Here is a 16633-nt window from a genome sequence, read left to right on the forward strand (position 1 = left end):
GTCTAAAGCGATATATCTCCCGCGAAGTTTACACGTTACTGCGCAATCAAAACAGGCGGATCAACAGTATCCCGATAACAGCTTGACTCTTAGAAGGGCGTCCAGGGCAGCCAGTACGGCAGTGACGACTGGCAGCGCTTCTACCGGGCCAATAACCTGGCGCCGAGCATGAGCCGGCGTGGCAACTGCTGGGATAATGCGGTGGCCGAATCGTTCTTCAGTTCGCTGAAAAAAGAACGGATCAGAAAACGCATATATAAAACCAGGGATCTGGCCCGGGCGGATCTTCGATTACATTGAAGTCTTCTATAACCGGTCCCGGCGCCACAGCCACCTCGGCGACGTCAGTCCGGAGGCCTTCGAACAGGCCTCGTCGTGAGGACAGGATTTGTCTACAGGCGTGGGGTCAGTCCAAACTATAGGGCAGGATCGTCTACCGGGGCGGGGTCAGTCCATCAACGGCTCGGAAGTGTCTAGATTATCCGTGGCGATTCACCGGGGCAAACAGGCCGATCAGGAACGACATAAGAAAGTTCTGTATTACCGACAGGTCAAGAAACTGAGCATAAGAGAAACTGCTGAAGCCACCAGTTACAGTACATCTCAGGTCTGCAGGGTTCAGGCCCTGTTCAGGCCTGAAAATTAAGCACATTTTCTGAGGCTGGAAATCAACTCATGCTGACAGCCTGAGCCTGTTGGCATGGTAAGCAATGTGCTCACCAATAAAGCTGGAAATGAAATAATAGCTGTGGTCGTATCCAGTATGATATCGGAACGACGCATTGAGGTTCATCTCATTGCATACTCTCTCAAGGATTTTGGTGCGCAGTTGCTCTTCATAAAAGGCGTCACTCAGCCCCTGATCAATGAAGATTTCTGGTAATTTTTCACCCTGTAAAATGAGGCTGACTGGATCGTAGGCTTCCCACGTTTTTCTGTTTTCACCCAGGTAAGCGCTAAATGCCTGTTGCCCCCATGGCACCTGAGAAGGCGATACTATCGGGGAAAATGCTGATACGCTCACATATTCACCAGGATTTCGCAGAGCCAGCACCAGAGCACCCAGCCCTCCCATAGAATGACCGGATATAGATTTTCTTGCCGTTGCAGGAAAATGATTCATGACGACATCCGGAAGCTCTCTGAGAATATAGTCATACATCCTGTAATGAACATTCCACGGCTGTTCCGTCGCGTTCAGATAAAAACCGGCCCCCTGGCCAAGATCGTAACTGTCGGCATCCGGGACATTATTACCCCGGGGACTGGTATCCGGGACAACAACGATGACGTTATGCCGGGCTGCATAATGCTGCATACCTGATTTGGTGATGAAATTCTGCTCAGTACAGGTCAGGCCCGACAACCAGTATAGTACCGGCAGTTTTTCTGTTACTGCTTTGGGAGGAAGATACACACCGAAATTCATTTCACAATTAAGGGATTGTGAATAATGCCGGTACACGTTTTGCCAGCCGCCAGAGCTGGCATGCTGCTCAATGAGTTCCATCAGCCGTTATCTCATGGTTATTTCCCCTGACCGAAGCCAGGGGAAGTATCTTTAAATCCGGACGTCAGATAAACGTATACGCCGTGATTTTGTTACCCGCCGGATCCCGCAGGTAGGCAGCATAGGCCCCGGGAAGGTGACCACGCGGGCCAGGTTGACCTTCATCAGCTCCACCGGCGGCAAGGCCGGCAGCATGGAAAGCATCAACCTCTTCCGGGGTGGCAGCAGCGAAGCCGACAGTCACCCCGTTAGCGGAAGGTGCTTCACCGTTGCCCGGACGGGCAATGATAAATGCCGGCTTTTCGCGGCCATAGAGTACCCAGCCGTTGCCAAACGGGCCGAGGTTATTGATACCAAGCGTGCCCAGGACGACATCGTAAAATGCGGAGGATTTCTCGACATCGGCTGCGCCAATGAACACATGAGAAAAGATGCCGTCACCAGAAATTACCGGAGTTGTCATTTTCCACTTCCTTCAGTTTGAGTTGATTAAAATTCTGATGGGATCAGTAATGAATCACTGTCCGGATAGATTTGCCTTCATGCATAAGCTCGAAGGCGTCATTGATTTCATCCAGTGTCATCGTATGGGTTACAAATGGCTCAAGGTCAATATCCCCCTTCATGGCATCCTCGACCATACCGGGGAGCTGAGTGCGGCCTTTTACTCCGCCAAACGCGGAACCTTTCCATACGCGCCCGGTGACCAGCTGGAAAGGACGGGTGGAAATCTCCTGTCCGGCCCCTGCGACACCAATGACAACGGACTGCCCCCACCCACGGTGAGCACTTTCCAGCGCTGCACGCATGACGTTAACGTTACCGATACATTCAAAGGTATGGTCAATACCCCACTTGTTGATATCCAGCAGAACATCTTTAATCGGTTTGTCATAATCATTCGGGTTAATGCAGTCAGTGGCCCCGAACTGACGGGCCAGGTCAAATTTTGTCGGATTAGTATCGATAGCGATAATACGTCCCGCTTTTGCCTGACGGGCCCCCTGTACCGCAGCCAGACCAATTGCCCCCAGACCAAAAATGGCAACTGAATCGCCCGGCTGCACTTTAGCCGTGTTATGGACGGCGCCAATACCGGTAGTCACGCCACAACCCAACAGGCAGACGTGTTCATGGTTCGCCTCCGGGTTAATTTTTGCCAGAGAAACCTCGGCCACAACGGTGTATTCACTGAATGTGGAACATCCCATGTAGTGGTAAAGAGGCTGACCGTTGTATGAAAAGCGAGTGGTCCCGTCAGGCATCAGTCCTTTGCCCTGAGTCTCGCGAACCGATACACAGAGGTTCGTTTTACCGGACTGGCAGAATTCACACTCCCCGCATTCAGCGGTGTAGAGCGGAATAACATGGTCACCCGGCTTCACACTGGTGACGCCTTCACCAACTTCAACGACGATACCGGCTCCCTCGTGGCCGAGAACCACCGGGAAAACGCCCTCAGGGTCATTCCCTGAGAGGGTAAAGGCATCGGTATGGCAGACACCTGTGTGGGTGTTTTTAATCAGCACCTCGCCTTTTTTAGGCGGAGCAACATCAATTTCAACAATCTCCAGGGGCTTCCCTGGTGCAAATGCAACAGCGGCACGTGATTTCATACGTAATATATCCTCAATGTAATAATGGCCTCACCTATTTAAGATAGGCACGAACCAGCTCAATCGTATCGTCAACTGATTTACTGACTTCATGACTGTAGCTGTCATTCTGGTCAAAGGTTTCCCGTATGTGGCTCTCCAGCACCTCTGCCATCAGTCCGTTAGCGGCGCCCCGGACGGCGGCGATTTGCTGGAGAACGGAACGGCATTCAGCGCCACTTTCAAGTGCTCTTTCCAGAGCATCAATCTGACCCCGGATACGGCGAACCCGGGTTAGGACCTTTTTTTTCTCTTCAGGAGTACTGGGCATTGCTTACCTCACTGCTCTGTATTTCTTATACTATAGGGGAGTATTACATTAAGATCAACACATACCCCACTATAGTATAATAAATATATCAGAGCACCGGTAATGACTCCAACTTACTGATAGTGTTTTATGTTCAGATAATGCCCGATGACTTTGTCATGCAGCTCCACCGATTTTGAGAACGACAGTGACTTCCTGCCCAGCCTTGCCAGATGCTGCCTCAGATTCAGGTTATGCCGCTCAATGCGCTGCGTATATCGCTTGCTGATAACGTGCAGTTCTCCCTTCAGGCGTGATTCATAAAGCGGCCAGCCATCCGTCATCCATACCACGACCTCAAAGGCCGACAGCAGGCCCAGAAGACGCTCCAGCGTGACCAACGTGCGTTCACCGAATACGTGCGCCACAACCGTCCTCCGTATCCTGTCATACGCGTAAAACAACCAGCGCTGGCGTGATTTAGCGCCGACGTAACCCCACTGTTCGTCCATTTCCGCGCAAACAATGACGTCACTGCCCGGTTGTATGCGTGAGTTTACCGACTGCGGCCTGAGTTTTTTAAGTGTCGTAAAATCGTGTTGAGGCCAACGCCCATAATGCGTGCACTGGCGCGACATCCGACGCCATTCATGGCCATATCAATAATTTTCTGGTGTGTACCGGGCTGAGAGACGGTGTAAGTGAACTGTAGCTGCCATGTTTTACGGCAGTGAGAGCAGAGATAGCGCTGATGTCCGGCAGTACTTTTACCGTTACGCACCACGCCTTCAGTAGCTGAACAGGAGGGACAGCTGATAGAAACAGAAGCCACTGGAGCACCTCAAAAACACCATCATACACTAAATCAGTAAGTTGGCACCATTACCCGAATTACCAGCGTCTGCTCTTGGCACGGAGCGGACCTATTTACTGAGCCGAAGGTCCGCTCAGACTAACTCATTAAAGCCTGGTTGTTTTATCGCATCATCAGCCGTGTTCTGAAGCATTAGCTATGTATCTTCAGGGATGCTGATTTTCCCTCTGCACCAGATAAACCAGAATACAGTTTGATGTCGGTCAAAAAAGACAGCTTTAAGTGCATGAAATGAATAATGTTTCTTGAATGCTGGCAAAGCACTGGGATAGTAGTGTTGATTATTAGACGATCGGTCAATATTATTTATTGACGACTTAATGACTGAACGGTAAACGCCCGGACAAACGAGGTGAACGTGTTTAAATCTTTATTAATCAACAAAACAGATGGACGCTATAGTGCGCAACTTGCTGAAATCGCTGAAAGTGAACTACCGCAGGGGGATGTGGAGGTCAATGTTGACTATTCATCCATCAACTACAAAGACGCACTGGCCATTACGGGCCGGGGCCCAATCGTCCGACGCTTTCCCATGGTGCCCGGCATTGATTTTACCGGTACAGTGTCCGCCAGTTCACATCCCGAATATCAGGCCGGAGATAAGGTTCTCCTGACCGGCTGGGGTGTTGGGGAAAAACACTGGGGCGGACTATCCGAAAAAGCACGGGTAAATGGAGACTGGCTGACGCCGCTCCCGGCTGGCGCTAACGGCAAACACGTAATGGCAATCGGAACAGCTGGGTTTACCGCGATGCTGTGCGTAGACGCACTTCTGAATCATGGTATTAAGCCTGAAGATGGTCCGGTACTTGTTACCGGTGCCAGCGGCGGCGTCGGGAGCATTGCGGCCATGATCCTTGCATCAATGGGGTACCGCGTTACGGCGTCTACTGGACGCCCGGAAGAGGCTGCCTGGCTCTATAAAACGGTCGGTGTGGACGAGATTATTAACCGTTCCGAGCTCTCCTGTCCCGGAAAACCGTTACAGAAAGAACGCTGGGCTGCCGCCATTGATACAGTCGGTAGCCATACGCTCTGCAATGTATGCGCCGGGGTGCGTTATGGCAGTATTGTTGCAGCCTGCGGCATGGCACAGGGGATGGAACTAATGGGGAATGTGGCTCCGTTTATCCTGCGTGGCGTCACGCTGAAAGGGATTGACAGTGTCATGTTCGCGAAGGAAAAAAGAGCGGCGATCTGGCAGCAGGCGGTACAGTATTTACCGGAGTCCAGACTGGATAGCCTGACCACCGTTTATCCGCTGAGTGATGCCATCAATGTGGCCGAAAAACTTCTGAGTGGCGGAATTCGTGGCCGGGCAGTAATTCAGTGTAGCTAATGAAGTGGAAGCCAGGCTCAGCCTGGGTTTGATAATTATTATCAGGGGCTGCGGCCCCTTTTTTACTTTTCAACAGCCGTGTCCTTAGAGGGCTGATAGCGTACTGACTTTTTGAAATAGCTCCAGAAGTCGTACACAGGCTGGGTTGAGCAATAAAGTTTGGCACGCATTACGGCACCCTCCCAACTGCTCCAGAAAATGGCCGCCAGTTGCGTATTATTCATATCGGAACGGATTTCGCCCGAAGATAACGCGTCGGACAGACAGCACGCCACAAGCGCCTGCCAGCGCTCAAGTATTTCGTGGAGCTGTTTGATAAAGGACAGTGGAAGACCCGGACTCTCCTGCATCATATTGCCAACCAGACAGCCCCGGGTGAAATTGTACTTTTTAATGCCGTCGCAGGCATCGTCGATGAAATTTTCCAGACGCATCATTGGTGTGAAGGATGATTCATACAGATGTTTTTGGAGTTTATGCACAAAGAAACTGTCATAGGCGCTCAGAACAGTCTGGGCATACTCTTCTTTGCTCTTGAAATAGTAATAAAATGAGCCTTTAGGAACACTGGCATTTTTGACAATGGCATCGACTCCCGTTGAAAGAAAACCATTCTGCGTGAGCAGTTCAAGCCCGCTTCGGATCAGGTCATTACGGGTATCTGTATAGGTACTCTCTGTTTTTCGTGGCCTGCCTCGCCCACGAATTTCGCCAGTCATGACTTTGCTCCTGCATTTTATTAACGGAAAAGAATAAGTGATTTTGCGCGGAGGCTTCAATCAGTTTATCCCCGGCGGTGACGAGGTGGCCACCTATGCCGACTGGACAGGGGACTGACTATTGCCATAACGCCATCGCAGGTTGCTTCAGTAAACCTGCTAATCCCGTACAATGGCGAATTCGCTATATCCGCTTCTCGCACTTAGCTGCCATAAATCGGCCAGGCAATCACAGGTCATTTCTGTCTCGCAAAGAAGGTGCCGTTTCTGCTTTGCGTTGACACCCCTAAATATTAGAATTAAAAGGAGAGAGTTACTGGAAAAAGGCAGCGGAGGCAGTGACAATCGTGGCTTGAAGCCACTACTCGATGGATGCGGACATGTAGTTGGCGTCATTCGACAAAACTAGCAAACTTCTAATAGTCACCATTTCTCCCGTCTGGCGGGAGTGCTGTCAAATGCCCCCCTCATCTCTGTGTGGGAAATGAAGGGTGAAGGGGAAATAGATGACAGCGTTATTTCTACGCCCAGAATACTGAATACCTTGTACAGACGATCAATACTGGCGCTAGCAGGGTTTGCTTCCAGGCGGGCATAGGTTTGCTGCGTTACGCCAAGCCTCTCAGACACATCTTTTTGCGTGAAGCCCTTGATTTTGCGAAACCCGATTAGCACAGGTCTGAGCTGGTTCAGCGTTTTTATCGGGAACTGATTATTCATAAGTGACCTGCCTCGCAGACTGAGTAGGGAGTACCGCCCTGTAATACAGCAGGTAAGGTGTATTTTGTGTTATACAGACTATAGGCTGTAAAACCTTTATTGAAAAGATGCTGATGTTCCAGGGGCATGCCGAGCATGGACGATTTTCTGCGGGGCGGTATTTCGCTACGGGGGAGATTGCGTTCGGGCAATGTACCGGTGTAAAAAACGTCAATTTTTCAAAACCGCTGTTATCGGGATAAGCTGAAAACTCCGAAGGCAGACACAGCCACGAATAATGTCAGACTTAAACTCTGTAGCTGTCTTCTTTTGCCTGTAAATAACGTCTAGTTTGACTCTGATGAAGGCTGTACCAGGCAGAGAACATGTCACTCTCGGGGCCGGATGATAAAATGTGTTCAACTGGCTGGGCAGGGTAATAGCGAAGAACGTTCTCTGAAATTCGATTCAGCTCAGCGTAACGTGCGCTGTAGGTATGTATAATCCATTGCATCAATTTTGCATCCGTATTATTCGCAGATTACACACAAGAAGCTTAACAATGGCTGAAAGAGTGAGCAGGGATATGTAACAAAAACAAGGGCTTCAAGATGAACTGGATAAAACCGGAGCAGAGCAAGCCCTGTTCCGGTTTGTCAGGCTTTGGAATTTCTTCCAGGCCCCTGCAGCTAGTCACAACAAACACATTAATGTTTTCATTGCTTCAATTCAATATTATTGTGTGAAAGGGATTCCATCGAAATCGGCTTATGCATGCTTAAAACTAAACTGCCCCGGCTGCAGTCATTTGGTTGCTGTGGGCTCTGTACTGTGTCTAATAGTGAAAGAATCTTACGTTATAACGAAGGAAATTGCTGAATGACTCTACGATTGCAGACGGAATCACCCGCTGACCAGGATATGTTTAGAGGCAGCAGTCATGAAAAAGTTGCAGAGAATGTGGCTCAGATCATCAGGACACCTGATGTCAATATTATTGGTCTGGAAGGTGAGCTGGGTTCAGGTAAGTGAATCGCCACAGGTTTAACAGACACCTCAGAGTCATTTAAGATGACTTAAAGAGAGGTGCCCATGAGCGGTAAGCGTTATCCTGAAGAGTTTAAAATTGAAGCAGTCAAACAGGTTGTTGATCGCGGTTATTCTGTTGCCAGCGTTGCAACGCGTCTCGATATCACCACCCACAGCCTTTACGCCTGGATAAAGAACTACGGTCCGGATTCTTCCACTAATAAAGAACAGTCAGATGCTCAGGCCGAGATCCGCCGTCTTCAGAAAGAGCTGAAGCGGGTTACCGACGAACGGGACATATTAAAAAAAGCCGCGGCGTACTTCGCAAAGCTGTCCGACTGAGGTACGCCTTTATTCGTGACAACACCTATTGCTGGCCTGTTCGCCTGCTCTGTCGGGTGCTGGATGAACATCCCAGTGGTTTTTACGCCTGGCTTCAGCAGCCGCATTCACAACGCCATCAGGCAGACCTGAGACTGACAGGACAGATTAAACAGTTCTGGCTGGAATCGGGATGCGTCTATGGTTATCGCAAAATCCATCTGGATCTGCGGGACAGCGGGCAACAGTGCGGAGTGAACAGAGTCTGGCGACTGATGAAACGTGTCGGGATAAAGGCTCAGGTCGGATACCGGAGCCCGAGGGCATGTAAAGGCGAGGCCAGTATCGTGTCGCCCAACAAGCTCCAGCGACAGTTCAATCCGGATGCTCCGGATGAGCGTTGGGTAATCACAGCGTGGTTTCCTCAAACCCTCGCTGTGAATTAACTGAAATACTTCATTGAAGCTGTAACCAAACAGTTAACTGAAAGAATGAGCCCGCAGAGCATTGCACAGCGATGACACCATTTGTTGAGCTTCACCGTTTTCGCATACAACCGTCCGGAATTTGGAAAAGCACTGTCTTTTTGTACTGACCGATCATGATTAAGTGACACCTCTTCGAAAAAGAGAGCGCGATGAGCGATTAATATATGGCTCGAAAGACAATTATGTTGGGCTTTTATGACCGCTGTCAGAGGTATTATCTTACCCGGACGGCAACAGGGTCGGAATGTCATCAGCGGCACTGTAACAAGCTATCCGCCATCTTAAATATCTGCAGGTCCTTGCACCGAGTATGCACACCAACCGACAGAGTGATTTGACCCAAACTGGTGGATATTTTGCAAAACTATTAGCCTCTTATGACCGGTCTGCAGCCTGATATTGAGGAATTAGTGCGCTTTCATGGAATGCCTGCCGGGATCGCAAGTACGAACCCCCGGTACTGTTACACTGAATGTGCTCAGTCCTGTATCAGATTGTATTTTTCAGCAACTCAAGAACAACCCTTATTTTATCATTGTCACGTTTGTAGTACGTCCAGGGACCGATGCGCTGAGAAGTAACAAGTTGTGCCCGTTGAAGAGCTGAGAGGTAAAGAGAAACGGTAGACTGTGAGAGCCCGACCTTTTCCTGAATGATACTGACACACACACCGAACTCGTCCGCATCAGCATAAGGCTGATGGAAGTGTATTTTCGGTTCCTTGAGCATATGCAGAATTTTTCTTCTAACAGGGTTTCCCAGCGCCTTAATCACGTCATTCAAATCAATATCAGGCATAAACTCTGTCACTTGTCGCATTGAGGAATTGCAATGTTACGATACTTCTCTACGTTAAGCATCAGCTTTTGAAAAGCTGATGCTCATAAGAATGGTTAGCCAAAGGCGGGATAATCTGTGTAGCCTTTTGCCGTTCCACCATACATGGTTGTTGGATCGACCGGATTCAGTGGCCATTCATGATAAAGGCGCTGCGGTAAATCCGGATTAGCTATGAACGGGCGGCCAAATCCGATAATGTCTCCCCAGCCAGCACCGATAATCCGTTCGGCTTTTTCTTGCGTATATCGCCCGGCATACATAATTACACCGCTGAATAACTTACGGACTTCAGCTCTGAATGCTTCAGGCAATTCGGGAGCATCATCCCAGTCGGCTTCAGCAAGAGAAATATAGGCTATTCCGATTTCTTCAAGAATTTTAACGGCTTCGGTATAGGTTTCATGGGGATCATCTTCCACCAGGCCAAGATAGACCCTTACTTCATCCGTGGTCTGAAAGAGCGGAGCAAAACGGACTCCCACACGGTCTTTACCGACCACATCAGCGACAGCCTGCGTCACTTCGCGCAGAAACCGCAGCCGGTTATGTAATGAGCCACCATATTCATCCTCTCTTTTGTTGCTATGGGATGACATGAACTGGTTAACCAGGTATCCATTTGCACAGTGAATTTCCACACCGTCAAAACCGGCATCAAGGGCGTTCTGAGCTGCCCCGGCGTACATCCTGACAATCTCACTAATTTCCTCTTTTTCCAGTGCGCGGGGGCAGGAAGCGGTAGCCAGCGCACCCTCTCCCGGCCCGGTTTCGATGAATACCTTAACGTTTTCCCCTGCCGGTATCGCCGACGGAGCGACAGGCGAGGCGTTACATGGCTGCAGGGAGTTATGGGATACTCTTCCGACATGCCAGAGCTGGGCAAAAATGATGCCTTCTTTTTCATGCACTGCCCGCGTCACTTTCTTCCAGCCTTCCACTTGCCGTGAGCTGTAGATCCCCGGGGTCCACGCATAACCCTGCCCACGAGGTTCGATTTGTGTTCCTTCGGTCACCATAAACCCGGCACTGCTGCGCTGTGCGTAATATTCAGCCATCAGTTCGTTCGGAATATCACCCGGTTGTGAGCTCCGTGAGCGGGTTAAAGGCGGAAGTACAACACGATTCTTCAGGGTGTAGGGACCTAGTCTGGTGGGAGAGAACAGGTTTTTCGTCTTCATTACATATCCTGATATAGCGAATTTTCAATATCACTGAAACGCCATGTCTCAGCATTTACGACCTGGCATGTCGTCGTTCGGCCGATGTAGCCGCAGAACCACGACACTTTATTCCACATATTGAGATTTATCAATATCTAGATTTATAAAAATTATGATCGGATGAGCGGAACGGGGGAGTTGCCTGATGGCTCACAGAATCGGCATCATGAACCTAAATGGTTCTGATAATGTTATCGGAGATCCTGAACGGGAACGGTATGCGTCACGATTTTAATGACTATGTTGCATTCATGGCAGTAGCACAGGAGTGCAGTTTTTCACGGGCTGCTGTCCGCCTCGGGATCTCGGCATCCACGCTTTCACACACGATACGTCGTCTCGAGGAGCGCGTTGGCATGCCGTTACTTATGCGTACAACCAGGCGGGTGGCTGTCACCGAAGCCGGTAAACAATTATTACTGACGCTTGAACCCGGTCTTGCGCGCATTGAAGCGGGCGTGACAGCTCTTCAGAGACTGCGCCATACACCGGCTGGGCTGGTCAGACTTACGGTATCAGATCACATGATTCATGAATGTCTCTGGCCACGATTGTCACCGTTACTAAAAAAATATTCGGATATCAAGGTGGAAATGTCGCAGCAGAACGGTTTTGTCGACATTGTTGAGGGCAATTTTGATGCCGGAGTCCGAATTGGTGATGACATATTAAAGGATATGGTGGCCGTCCGAATCGCACCGGACATACGGTTTGTCGTCATTGGATCGTCCACCTATCTTGCAGAAAGAGGTCTGCCGCTACATCCCTCTCAGCTGGAAAAACATGACTGCATCAATATACGTCTGTCACCCACAGGCCCGCTGTATGGCTGGGAATTTGTCAGGCAGGGGGAGATTGTGAAAAAAGTGGACGGGCAGCTTACTTTTTCAAGCATTTATCCAATGCTTCAGGCAGTAAAAGATGGCTACGGCCTGGCCTACCTGCCGGAGTCTTCTGCCCTGGCGGGGATTGAGGCGGGACACTATTGTCGGGTGCTTGAGGACTGGTCAGAGGCTTTTCCCGCCGACATGATAATTCCAATAATGTCCATTACAGGCTCCGGTAAAGATAATACCGACACCTTACATGAGAAAGGCAAAAGCAATATAACCTGCTGTGCTCCGGATTTTAAGAATGAGCGGTTTACGTAGCAGGATGAGCAGTTCGAACCAGAAATTTCGTTACTATTGCTAAAGTAAAACCTGATGACCTCTAATCGTAACGGAGACCAATATGACTTCACAACTGAACTGGCAGGCCCCGGCTATCAATCGCAAAAAAGTAGGTGACATGACTGTGACCATGCTGAGTGATGGCTATCTGGACGTATCTTTTGAGCTGCTGTCTGGTATTGACGGCTCACGTGCCGAGGATTTACTGCAGAAGCGCGGTGTGCCAGCAGTACCCCGTATTAATATCAACGTCTACGTTATCCAGACGCCTGAGCGAACCATCCTGATTGACAGTGGTGCCGGAGGTATCAATGGCTGGGGCGGTCGGCTTCAGGTAGCCCTGGCCGCGGCAGGCATTGACCCGCTTCAGATTGATACCCTTCTCCTGACTCACGCGCATCCTGACCATATCGGCGGGCTTGCAGGCCCCCTGCAGACTCCCGTTTTCCGCAATGTTCAGCAGTTGTTTGTGCATGAGAAAGAACTCGCTTTCTGGCGTGATGAAACCATTTCCGCTGGCGCGCCTGACGCATTCAAGCCGTTCTTTGAAGTAGCAAGGAACGCCTTCAGCGCTTATGACGACAAACTGGTGCCATTCCGCGAGGAAGCGATTTTACCAGGTATTCAGACTGTACCGCTGTTCGGCCATACACCAGGACATACCGGTTATCTGCTGGGTGATGAAAAAGAGTCGCTGCTCATCTGGGGTGATATTGTTCACTTCCCGCACATTCAGGTTGCTCAGCCTGACGTTACTATCGCGTTCGACAGCGATCCTGCGGCGGCGGCGGCCATCCGTAGCAAAGTGCTTGACCGCGCAGCGAGCGATAACCTGGCTGTCAGTGGTATGCACTTCAACCTGCCTACTACCGGTAAGGTTATCCGTGAAGGTAACAGCTTCGCACTGAATTACGACCTGTGGTCACCCGCAGTCTGATCACCTTCCTTCCCGGTGCACACAATAGTGACCGGGAAGATCCCCTTTCATATCGCCCGACAAGAACCCACCTGCAATACTATGAATATCACTGCCTCACAAAAAAATGGCTCATTACTCTTGCGCCCTGGCTTTTTGTATTCCTCTGGAGTCAGGGTTTGTCGCAGCCAAATTTACCGTGCAGTACAGCGCGCCGTTTCATCTTTTATTCCTGCGTGGCGCATTTTCCTGTCTGGTCCTTCTGCTGCTTACACTGGGGTTCAGGGCCCGTTTTCCGTCCGGCAGAGGAATGGTTCGCAACCTGATTGTCGGACTTTTCCTGCAGAGCTTCTTTCTGGGCGGATGCTTTTATGCCATCCATCGTGGCATGCCGTCAGGCATTGTGGCGCTCATCACCGGCCTGCAGCCGGTACTGACTGCAATACTGGTTTCACTCATGCACCGTCAGTCCCTGCATCCCCGGAAATGGCTGGGTATTGCGATTGGCTTTGCGGGCGTTTTCCTGGTGCTCTCGCCAGGCCAGCATAGTTTTGCACTGGATCCTGTGGCTTTTGGGTCGGTCATGCTGGGGTTATTTGGCGTAACGATCGGAGCGCTTTATCAGCGCCGTGCTCAGGGAGATGGACATATCTTTGCGAACACGTTTTTACAGTACGTCACTTTGACAATATCGATGGGTGCAATTAGCCTGATGTTCGAATCTGCTCCGACGCAGTGGAGCTTATCATTTGCGCTGGGTCTGGGCTGGCTGGTTATTGGCGTATCGGTTCTGGCGATTATGTTGCTGATTTTTATGATACGAAGCGGTGAAGCAACCAAAGTCGCTACTTACTTTTACCTGGTTCCCATTCTCACGGCAGCTGAAGCGTGGTTGCTGTTTGGAGAGGCCATTACATTGCCCATGCTTGTGGGTATGGCAATAACTATAATCGGCCTGATTTTTGTCATCCGGGAATAGACAACCGCACGCGTCGCTGTATGCTTTTGTATATGGCGACGTATAATAGCGGTCAAAGTCAAATTCCGGATGAATATGCAAACAGTCAGCTTTTCCGATTCTCCCGTTGATGATCTCCTCGCTGAGCTTCTTACCCTGGCACGCTCCCGTTTTCCACTTCCCTGCGATTGCCTTCGCGCAGAACAGACGCATCAGGTAAAGAAGTTCGAGGTGGAAGGTGCGACCCTTTCCTTCCCGCTGGAAGGAGAATTCCGGTATCGTGAAAATGAGAAATGGCACCGGGTGATCCCGGGCGAGATTATGGTCGTCCCGAATGCCCGTAGCATCGATATAGAATATGCCCCTTCAGAACAAAGTGGTGAGTTTGTTGCCCTGAGCGTGGTGCTCGCGGAGGAACAGCTTGAAGCAGCCAGGCTGTTACTTGCCGCACCACCACCACAGGACACCGGCAGCATCGCAGCCATTTCCGTATCAGCTCTTCTTTCACCCCTTAACCGCTGGACAGCCGCAATGCGGGAAGGGAAGCGTCCGCTTTCCCTGCACGCCATGGTTGAAGTGGTGCTCTGGCTTTATGGCATGGGATACCATGCTTTGCTGCGAGCCCGGCAGCCAAGTCTGGCCATGAAAATCCGTCAGATGGTAGCGGACAAACCGGCTCATCCCTGGAGTGCTGCTGAAATTGAAGATCTGACGGGACTCAGTGGCCCCACGCTTCGGCGCCACCTGGCCAGTGAGTCAACCAGCTTACGCTCAGTTATCGCCGATGCACGTATCGCGGAGGCTCTCCGCCTGCTGATGACATCGACGCTGCCGGTAAAAACGGTCGCGGGGCGGGTGGGTTACAATTCACTATCGAGCTTCAGCAAGCAGTTTTCTGAACGCTATGGAATCGAACCTTCAGGGTTCCGCTGACTTCAGTTCGTTCAAGGTACACATTGCGTCCCTCGCACTTCAGTAACTTGCGTGGATCTTTCGAATATAACGGAAGATATTGGCCGGCATTGCGTGTAACCGGTTCAGGAGTTCTCATCGTGACGGGAGAGCTAAATCGGTACGGCTGTTGTTCTCAGCTATAAGAACAACTGAGTATCTGACCAGCTGTCTGGTGCTGGCAGCAGCATGCAGTGCAATCGGTCAGGCTCAAAGGAACTGACCTGATGTCAGGTTATAATTTCGGACACATCATAACCCCAGAAGGAGACAACTGTGGTTCATGTTTTCATTATCGGTGGTACAGGCAAAATCGGCCAGCGTCTGTGCAGGATCCTTTCAGGTAGGGGGCATGCTGTTCGTGCCCTCTACCGTAAGCCAGAGCAGCAGGCATTGCTAGGCGAGCTGGGTGCTGAGCCCGTCAGTGGGAGCCTGACAGAGCTGGATGCAGCTGCGCTGGCGATGCACTTTGCAGGTAGTGATACAGTGGTGTTTACTGCCGGTGCCGGCGGTAAGGGGGGACAGGAGATGACCAATGCGGTCGACGGCGAAGGGCTGAAAAAGTCGGTAGCTGCCGCCCTCAGTGCCGGTGTGTCTCGCTTTCTGCTCGTTTCTGCATTCCCGGAGTCCGCACGGGGAGAAACCACTTCTGAATCATTCGAAAATTATATGCGTGTTAAAAAAATGGCCGATGTGGAACTAGCACAAAGCGAGCTTGACTGGGTGATCCTGCGCCCCGGCGCGCTGCAGGATAAGACTGGTACGGGTTATGTACGTGCCGGCCTGGCCATCCCGTATGGTAACGTGCCCCGTGATGACGTGGCGGCTACGCTGGCTGAACTCATTGAGCAACCTGCCGTCAGCCGCGTCATCATTGAGCTGACGTCTGGCGATGCTCCTGTCCGTGAAGCCATACAGAAGCTGGCGGGCCGATAAAAGGCAGCGCACGTACCAGCAGGCTGCAGGCCCCCAGGCGTTTACAATAAACTTTCCAGCCAGTCGGTAAACGCCCGTACTTTTCGGGAGAGATGGCGGTGCGGATACAGAAGTTACAGTTTGCGATTCGGGGACGTATTATCTGGCAGAACCTCTACCAACAGCCCGCGATCGAGATAAGGCTGCAAAAAAATATTCATGCCCTGTAGTATTCCCAGCCCCGCCAGGCCTGCTGCAATGTAGGCTTCTGAGTTATCCACGACAAGCCTGCCTGGAAGTTCAATTTCGGTGGAGCCCTCTGACGTCCCGAATGTCCAGGGCATAACTTGTCTGTTGCTGCTGTTAATCCAGTTGACGGCCTGATGCTGCTGCAACTCGTCCATTGTTTCCGGGGTGCCGTGTTGATCAAGATACGCAGGACTGGCGCAGGTCGTCATTTTAACGGTTCCCACCTCCTTTGCGATATAGTCGCCATCGTCCAGCTCCCCCACCCTCAGTATGCAGTCCAGGCCATCATGCAGCATATTCCGTCGGCGGTCTGAGCTGCTCAGGATAATTTCAATTCCGGGATGCTGGCGATAAAAATCAGGCAGGTTGGGTATAACAAGTAAAGCCGCAAACGCGACAGGCATATCTATGAGCGAATTATAGTCATTCGCACCCTGAGAATTACACTTTAAGTGATTCAGGGTATGCGCTTACTGGTTACGAATATTGAGCGAGAATCACGTGATGATCGCCGCTTTTCTTTCG

Annotated in this window: 16 protein-coding genes and 4 pseudogenes; 10 read left to right on the forward strand and 10 right to left on the reverse strand. The window is 50.8% G+C overall.

Annotation, left to right across the window (positions count from 1 at the left end):
• Window positions 1-102: 102 nt before the first annotated feature.
• Both BV390_RS28660 and BV390_RS30950 read left to right on the forward strand, forming a co-directional pair.
• A pseudogene (locus BV390_RS28660) lies at window positions 103-379 on the forward strand (IS3 family transposase); the annotation flags it as partial.
• Window positions 380-493: 114 nt separating this feature from the next.
• Window positions 494-646: pseudogene (locus BV390_RS30950) on the forward strand (recombinase family protein); the annotation flags it as partial.
• Window positions 647-673: 27 nt separating this feature from the next.
• Here the strand turns inward: BV390_RS30950 and fghA are convergent.
• From fghA to BV390_RS28695, 5 genes are all read right to left on the reverse strand, one after another.
• The gene (gene fghA, locus BV390_RS28670) at window positions 674-1510 is read right to left on the reverse strand and encodes an S-formylglutathione hydrolase (protein ID WP_012561110.1); all 837 of its coding nucleotides are present in this window, start codon (window positions 1508-1510) and stop codon (window positions 674-676) included.
• 64 nt (window positions 1511-1574) lie between these two features.
• The gene (locus tag BV390_RS28675; RefSeq protein WP_012561111.1) at window positions 1575-1973 is read right to left on the reverse strand and encodes a VOC family protein; all 399 of its coding nucleotides are present in this window, start codon (window positions 1971-1973) and stop codon (window positions 1575-1577) included.
• 43 nt (window positions 1974-2016) lie between these two features.
• The gene (gene frmA, locus BV390_RS28680) at window positions 2017-3126 is read right to left on the reverse strand and encodes an S-(hydroxymethyl)glutathione dehydrogenase (RefSeq protein ID WP_017384070.1); all 1110 of its coding nucleotides are present in this window, start codon (window positions 3124-3126) and stop codon (window positions 2017-2019) included.
• A gap of 34 nt (window positions 3127-3160) precedes the next feature.
• On the reverse strand, window positions 3161-3436 hold the full coding sequence (gene frmR / locus BV390_RS28685; protein WP_017384071.1) for a formaldehyde-responsive transcriptional repressor FrmR: 276 nt from the start codon (window positions 3434-3436) through the stop codon (window positions 3161-3163).
• Window positions 3437-3549: 113 nt separating this feature from the next.
• A protein-coding gene (locus BV390_RS28695) for an IS1 family transposase (protein ID WP_223195083.1) occupies window positions 3550-4247 on the reverse strand; the annotation gives its coding sequence in 2 pieces (ribosomal slippage) (window positions 3550-3998 and window positions 3998-4247; 699 coding nt in all).
• A gap of 400 nt (window positions 4248-4647) precedes the next feature.
• Here BV390_RS28695 and acuI point away from each other — a divergent pair.
• A complete protein-coding gene (gene acuI, locus BV390_RS28705) occupies window positions 4648-5631 on the forward strand; it encodes an acrylyl-CoA reductase (NADPH) (RefSeq protein ID WP_023280857.1) in 984 nt (327 codons plus the stop codon).
• A 62-nt stretch (window positions 5632-5693) separates the two neighbouring features.
• Here the strand turns inward: acuI and acuR are convergent, their stop codons facing one another.
• Window positions 5694-6350 (reverse strand): acrylate utilization transcriptional regulator AcuR, encoded by a 657-nt coding sequence (acuR, locus tag BV390_RS28710; RefSeq protein ID WP_023280966.1) that lies wholly within the window; start codon window positions 6348-6350, stop codon window positions 5694-5696.
• A 423-nt stretch (window positions 6351-6773) separates the two neighbouring features.
• Complete coding sequence (locus tag BV390_RS28715; RefSeq protein WP_017384073.1) at window positions 6774-7070, reverse strand: helix-turn-helix transcriptional regulator; 297 nt, start codon at window positions 7068-7070, stop codon at window positions 6774-6776.
• An 858-nt stretch (window positions 7071-7928) separates the two neighbouring features.
• Between BV390_RS28715 and BV390_RS30955 the strand changes: the two genes are divergently transcribed.
• Together BV390_RS30955 and BV390_RS28720 are read left to right on the forward strand one after the other, a co-directional pair.
• Window positions 7929-8081, forward strand: a complete 153-nt coding sequence (locus BV390_RS30955; protein ID WP_139156019.1) for a tRNA (adenosine(37)-N6)-threonylcarbamoyltransferase complex ATPase subunit type 1 TsaE — start codon at window positions 7929-7931, stop codon at window positions 8079-8081.
• A gap of 60 nt (window positions 8082-8141) precedes the next feature.
• Window positions 8142-8830: pseudogene (locus BV390_RS28720) on the forward strand (IS3 family transposase); the annotation flags it as partial.
• 546 nt (window positions 8831-9376) lie between these two features.
• Here BV390_RS28720 and BV390_RS28725 read toward each other — a convergent pair.
• Together BV390_RS28725 and BV390_RS28730 are read right to left on the reverse strand one after the other, a co-directional pair.
• The gene (locus tag BV390_RS28725; protein WP_032415288.1) at window positions 9377-9685 is read right to left on the reverse strand and encodes an ArsR/SmtB family transcription factor; all 309 of its coding nucleotides are present in this window, start codon (window positions 9683-9685) and stop codon (window positions 9377-9379) included.
• 95 nt (window positions 9686-9780) lie between these two features.
• Complete coding sequence (locus tag BV390_RS28730; RefSeq protein ID WP_023279877.1) at window positions 9781-10905, reverse strand: alkene reductase; 1125 nt, start codon at window positions 10903-10905, stop codon at window positions 9781-9783.
• 260 nt (window positions 10906-11165) lie between these two features.
• On the opposite strand from BV390_RS28730, the gene BV390_RS28735 reads away from it, so the two are divergent.
• The 5 genes from BV390_RS28735 (at window position 11166) to BV390_RS28755 (ending at window position 15880) form a co-directional block, all read left to right on the forward strand.
• Window positions 11166-12098 carry a LysR family transcriptional regulator gene (locus BV390_RS28735; protein ID WP_158002126.1) on the forward strand — a complete coding sequence of 311 codons (933 nt, stop codon included), beginning with the start codon at window positions 11166-11168 and terminating at the stop codon, window positions 12096-12098.
• A gap of 82 nt (window positions 12099-12180) precedes the next feature.
• Window positions 12181-13056, forward strand: coding sequence for an MBL fold metallo-hydrolase (locus BV390_RS28740; protein WP_017384065.1), 876 nt, complete (start codon window positions 12181-12183; stop codon window positions 13054-13056).
• Between the two features lie 106 nt (window positions 13057-13162).
• Entirely contained in the window at window positions 13163-14014 is an 852-nt protein-coding gene (locus BV390_RS28745; protein WP_023279882.1) for a DMT family transporter, read from the forward strand.
• A 75-nt stretch (window positions 14015-14089) separates the two neighbouring features.
• On the forward strand, window positions 14090-14926 hold the full coding sequence (locus BV390_RS28750) for a helix-turn-helix transcriptional regulator (protein WP_023279881.1): 837 nt from the start codon (window positions 14090-14092) through the stop codon (window positions 14924-14926).
• Window positions 14927-15220: 294 nt separating this feature from the next.
• Window positions 15221-15880 (forward strand): SDR family oxidoreductase, encoded by a 660-nt coding sequence (locus BV390_RS28755; RefSeq protein WP_085397589.1) that lies wholly within the window; start codon window positions 15221-15223, stop codon window positions 15878-15880.
• A gap of 41 nt (window positions 15881-15921) precedes the next feature.
• Here the strand turns inward: BV390_RS28755 and BV390_RS28760 are convergent.
• Window positions 15922-16518 (reverse strand): annotated as a pseudogene (locus tag BV390_RS28760) (LysR substrate-binding domain-containing protein); the annotation flags it as partial.
• Window positions 16519-16633 lie beyond the last annotated feature (115 nt).

The organism is Klebsiella sp. YJ, from assembly GCF_002108615.1.
Lineage (GTDB): Bacteria > Pseudomonadota > Gammaproteobacteria > Enterobacterales > Enterobacteriaceae > Klebsiella > Klebsiella planticola.

Excerpts from the sequence above, each read along its gene's own strand:
- fghA (WP_012561110.1), bottom strand. The coding sequence starts at position 1,510 with ATGGAACTCATTGAGCAGCATGCCAGCTCTGGCGGCTGGCAAAACGTG.
- BV390_RS28675 (WP_012561111.1), bottom strand. The coding sequence starts at position 1,973 with ATGACAACTCCGGTAATTTCTGGTGACGGCATCTTTTCTCATGTGTTC.
- frmA (WP_017384070.1), bottom strand. The coding sequence starts at position 3,126 with ATGAAATCACGTGCCGCTGTTGCATTTGCACCAGGGAAGCCCCTGGAG.
- frmR (WP_017384071.1), bottom strand. The coding sequence starts at position 3,436 with ATGCCCAGTACTCCTGAAGAGAAAAAAAAGGTCCTAACCCGGGTTCGC.
- acuR (WP_023280966.1), bottom strand. The coding sequence starts at position 6,350 with ATGACTGGCGAAATTCGTGGGCGAGGCAGGCCACGAAAAACAGAGAGT.
- BV390_RS28715 (WP_017384073.1), bottom strand. The coding sequence starts at position 7,070 with ATGAATAATCAGTTCCCGATAAAAACGCTGAACCAGCTCAGACCTGTG.
- BV390_RS30955 (WP_139156019.1), top strand. The coding sequence starts at position 7,929 with ATGACTCTACGATTGCAGACGGAATCACCCGCTGACCAGGATATGTTT.
- BV390_RS28725 (WP_032415288.1), bottom strand. The coding sequence starts at position 9,685 with ATGCCTGATATTGATTTGAATGACGTGATTAAGGCGCTGGGAAACCCT.
- BV390_RS28730 (WP_023279877.1), bottom strand. The coding sequence starts at position 10,905 with ATGAAGACGAAAAACCTGTTCTCTCCCACCAGACTAGGTCCCTACACC.
- BV390_RS28735 (WP_158002126.1), top strand. The coding sequence starts at position 11,166 with ATGCGTCACGATTTTAATGACTATGTTGCATTCATGGCAGTAGCACAG.
- BV390_RS28740 (WP_017384065.1), top strand. The coding sequence starts at position 12,181 with ATGACTTCACAACTGAACTGGCAGGCCCCGGCTATCAATCGCAAAAAA.
- BV390_RS28745 (WP_023279882.1), top strand. The coding sequence starts at position 13,163 with ATGGCTCATTACTCTTGCGCCCTGGCTTTTTGTATTCCTCTGGAGTCA.
- BV390_RS28750 (WP_023279881.1), top strand. The coding sequence starts at position 14,090 with ATGCAAACAGTCAGCTTTTCCGATTCTCCCGTTGATGATCTCCTCGCT.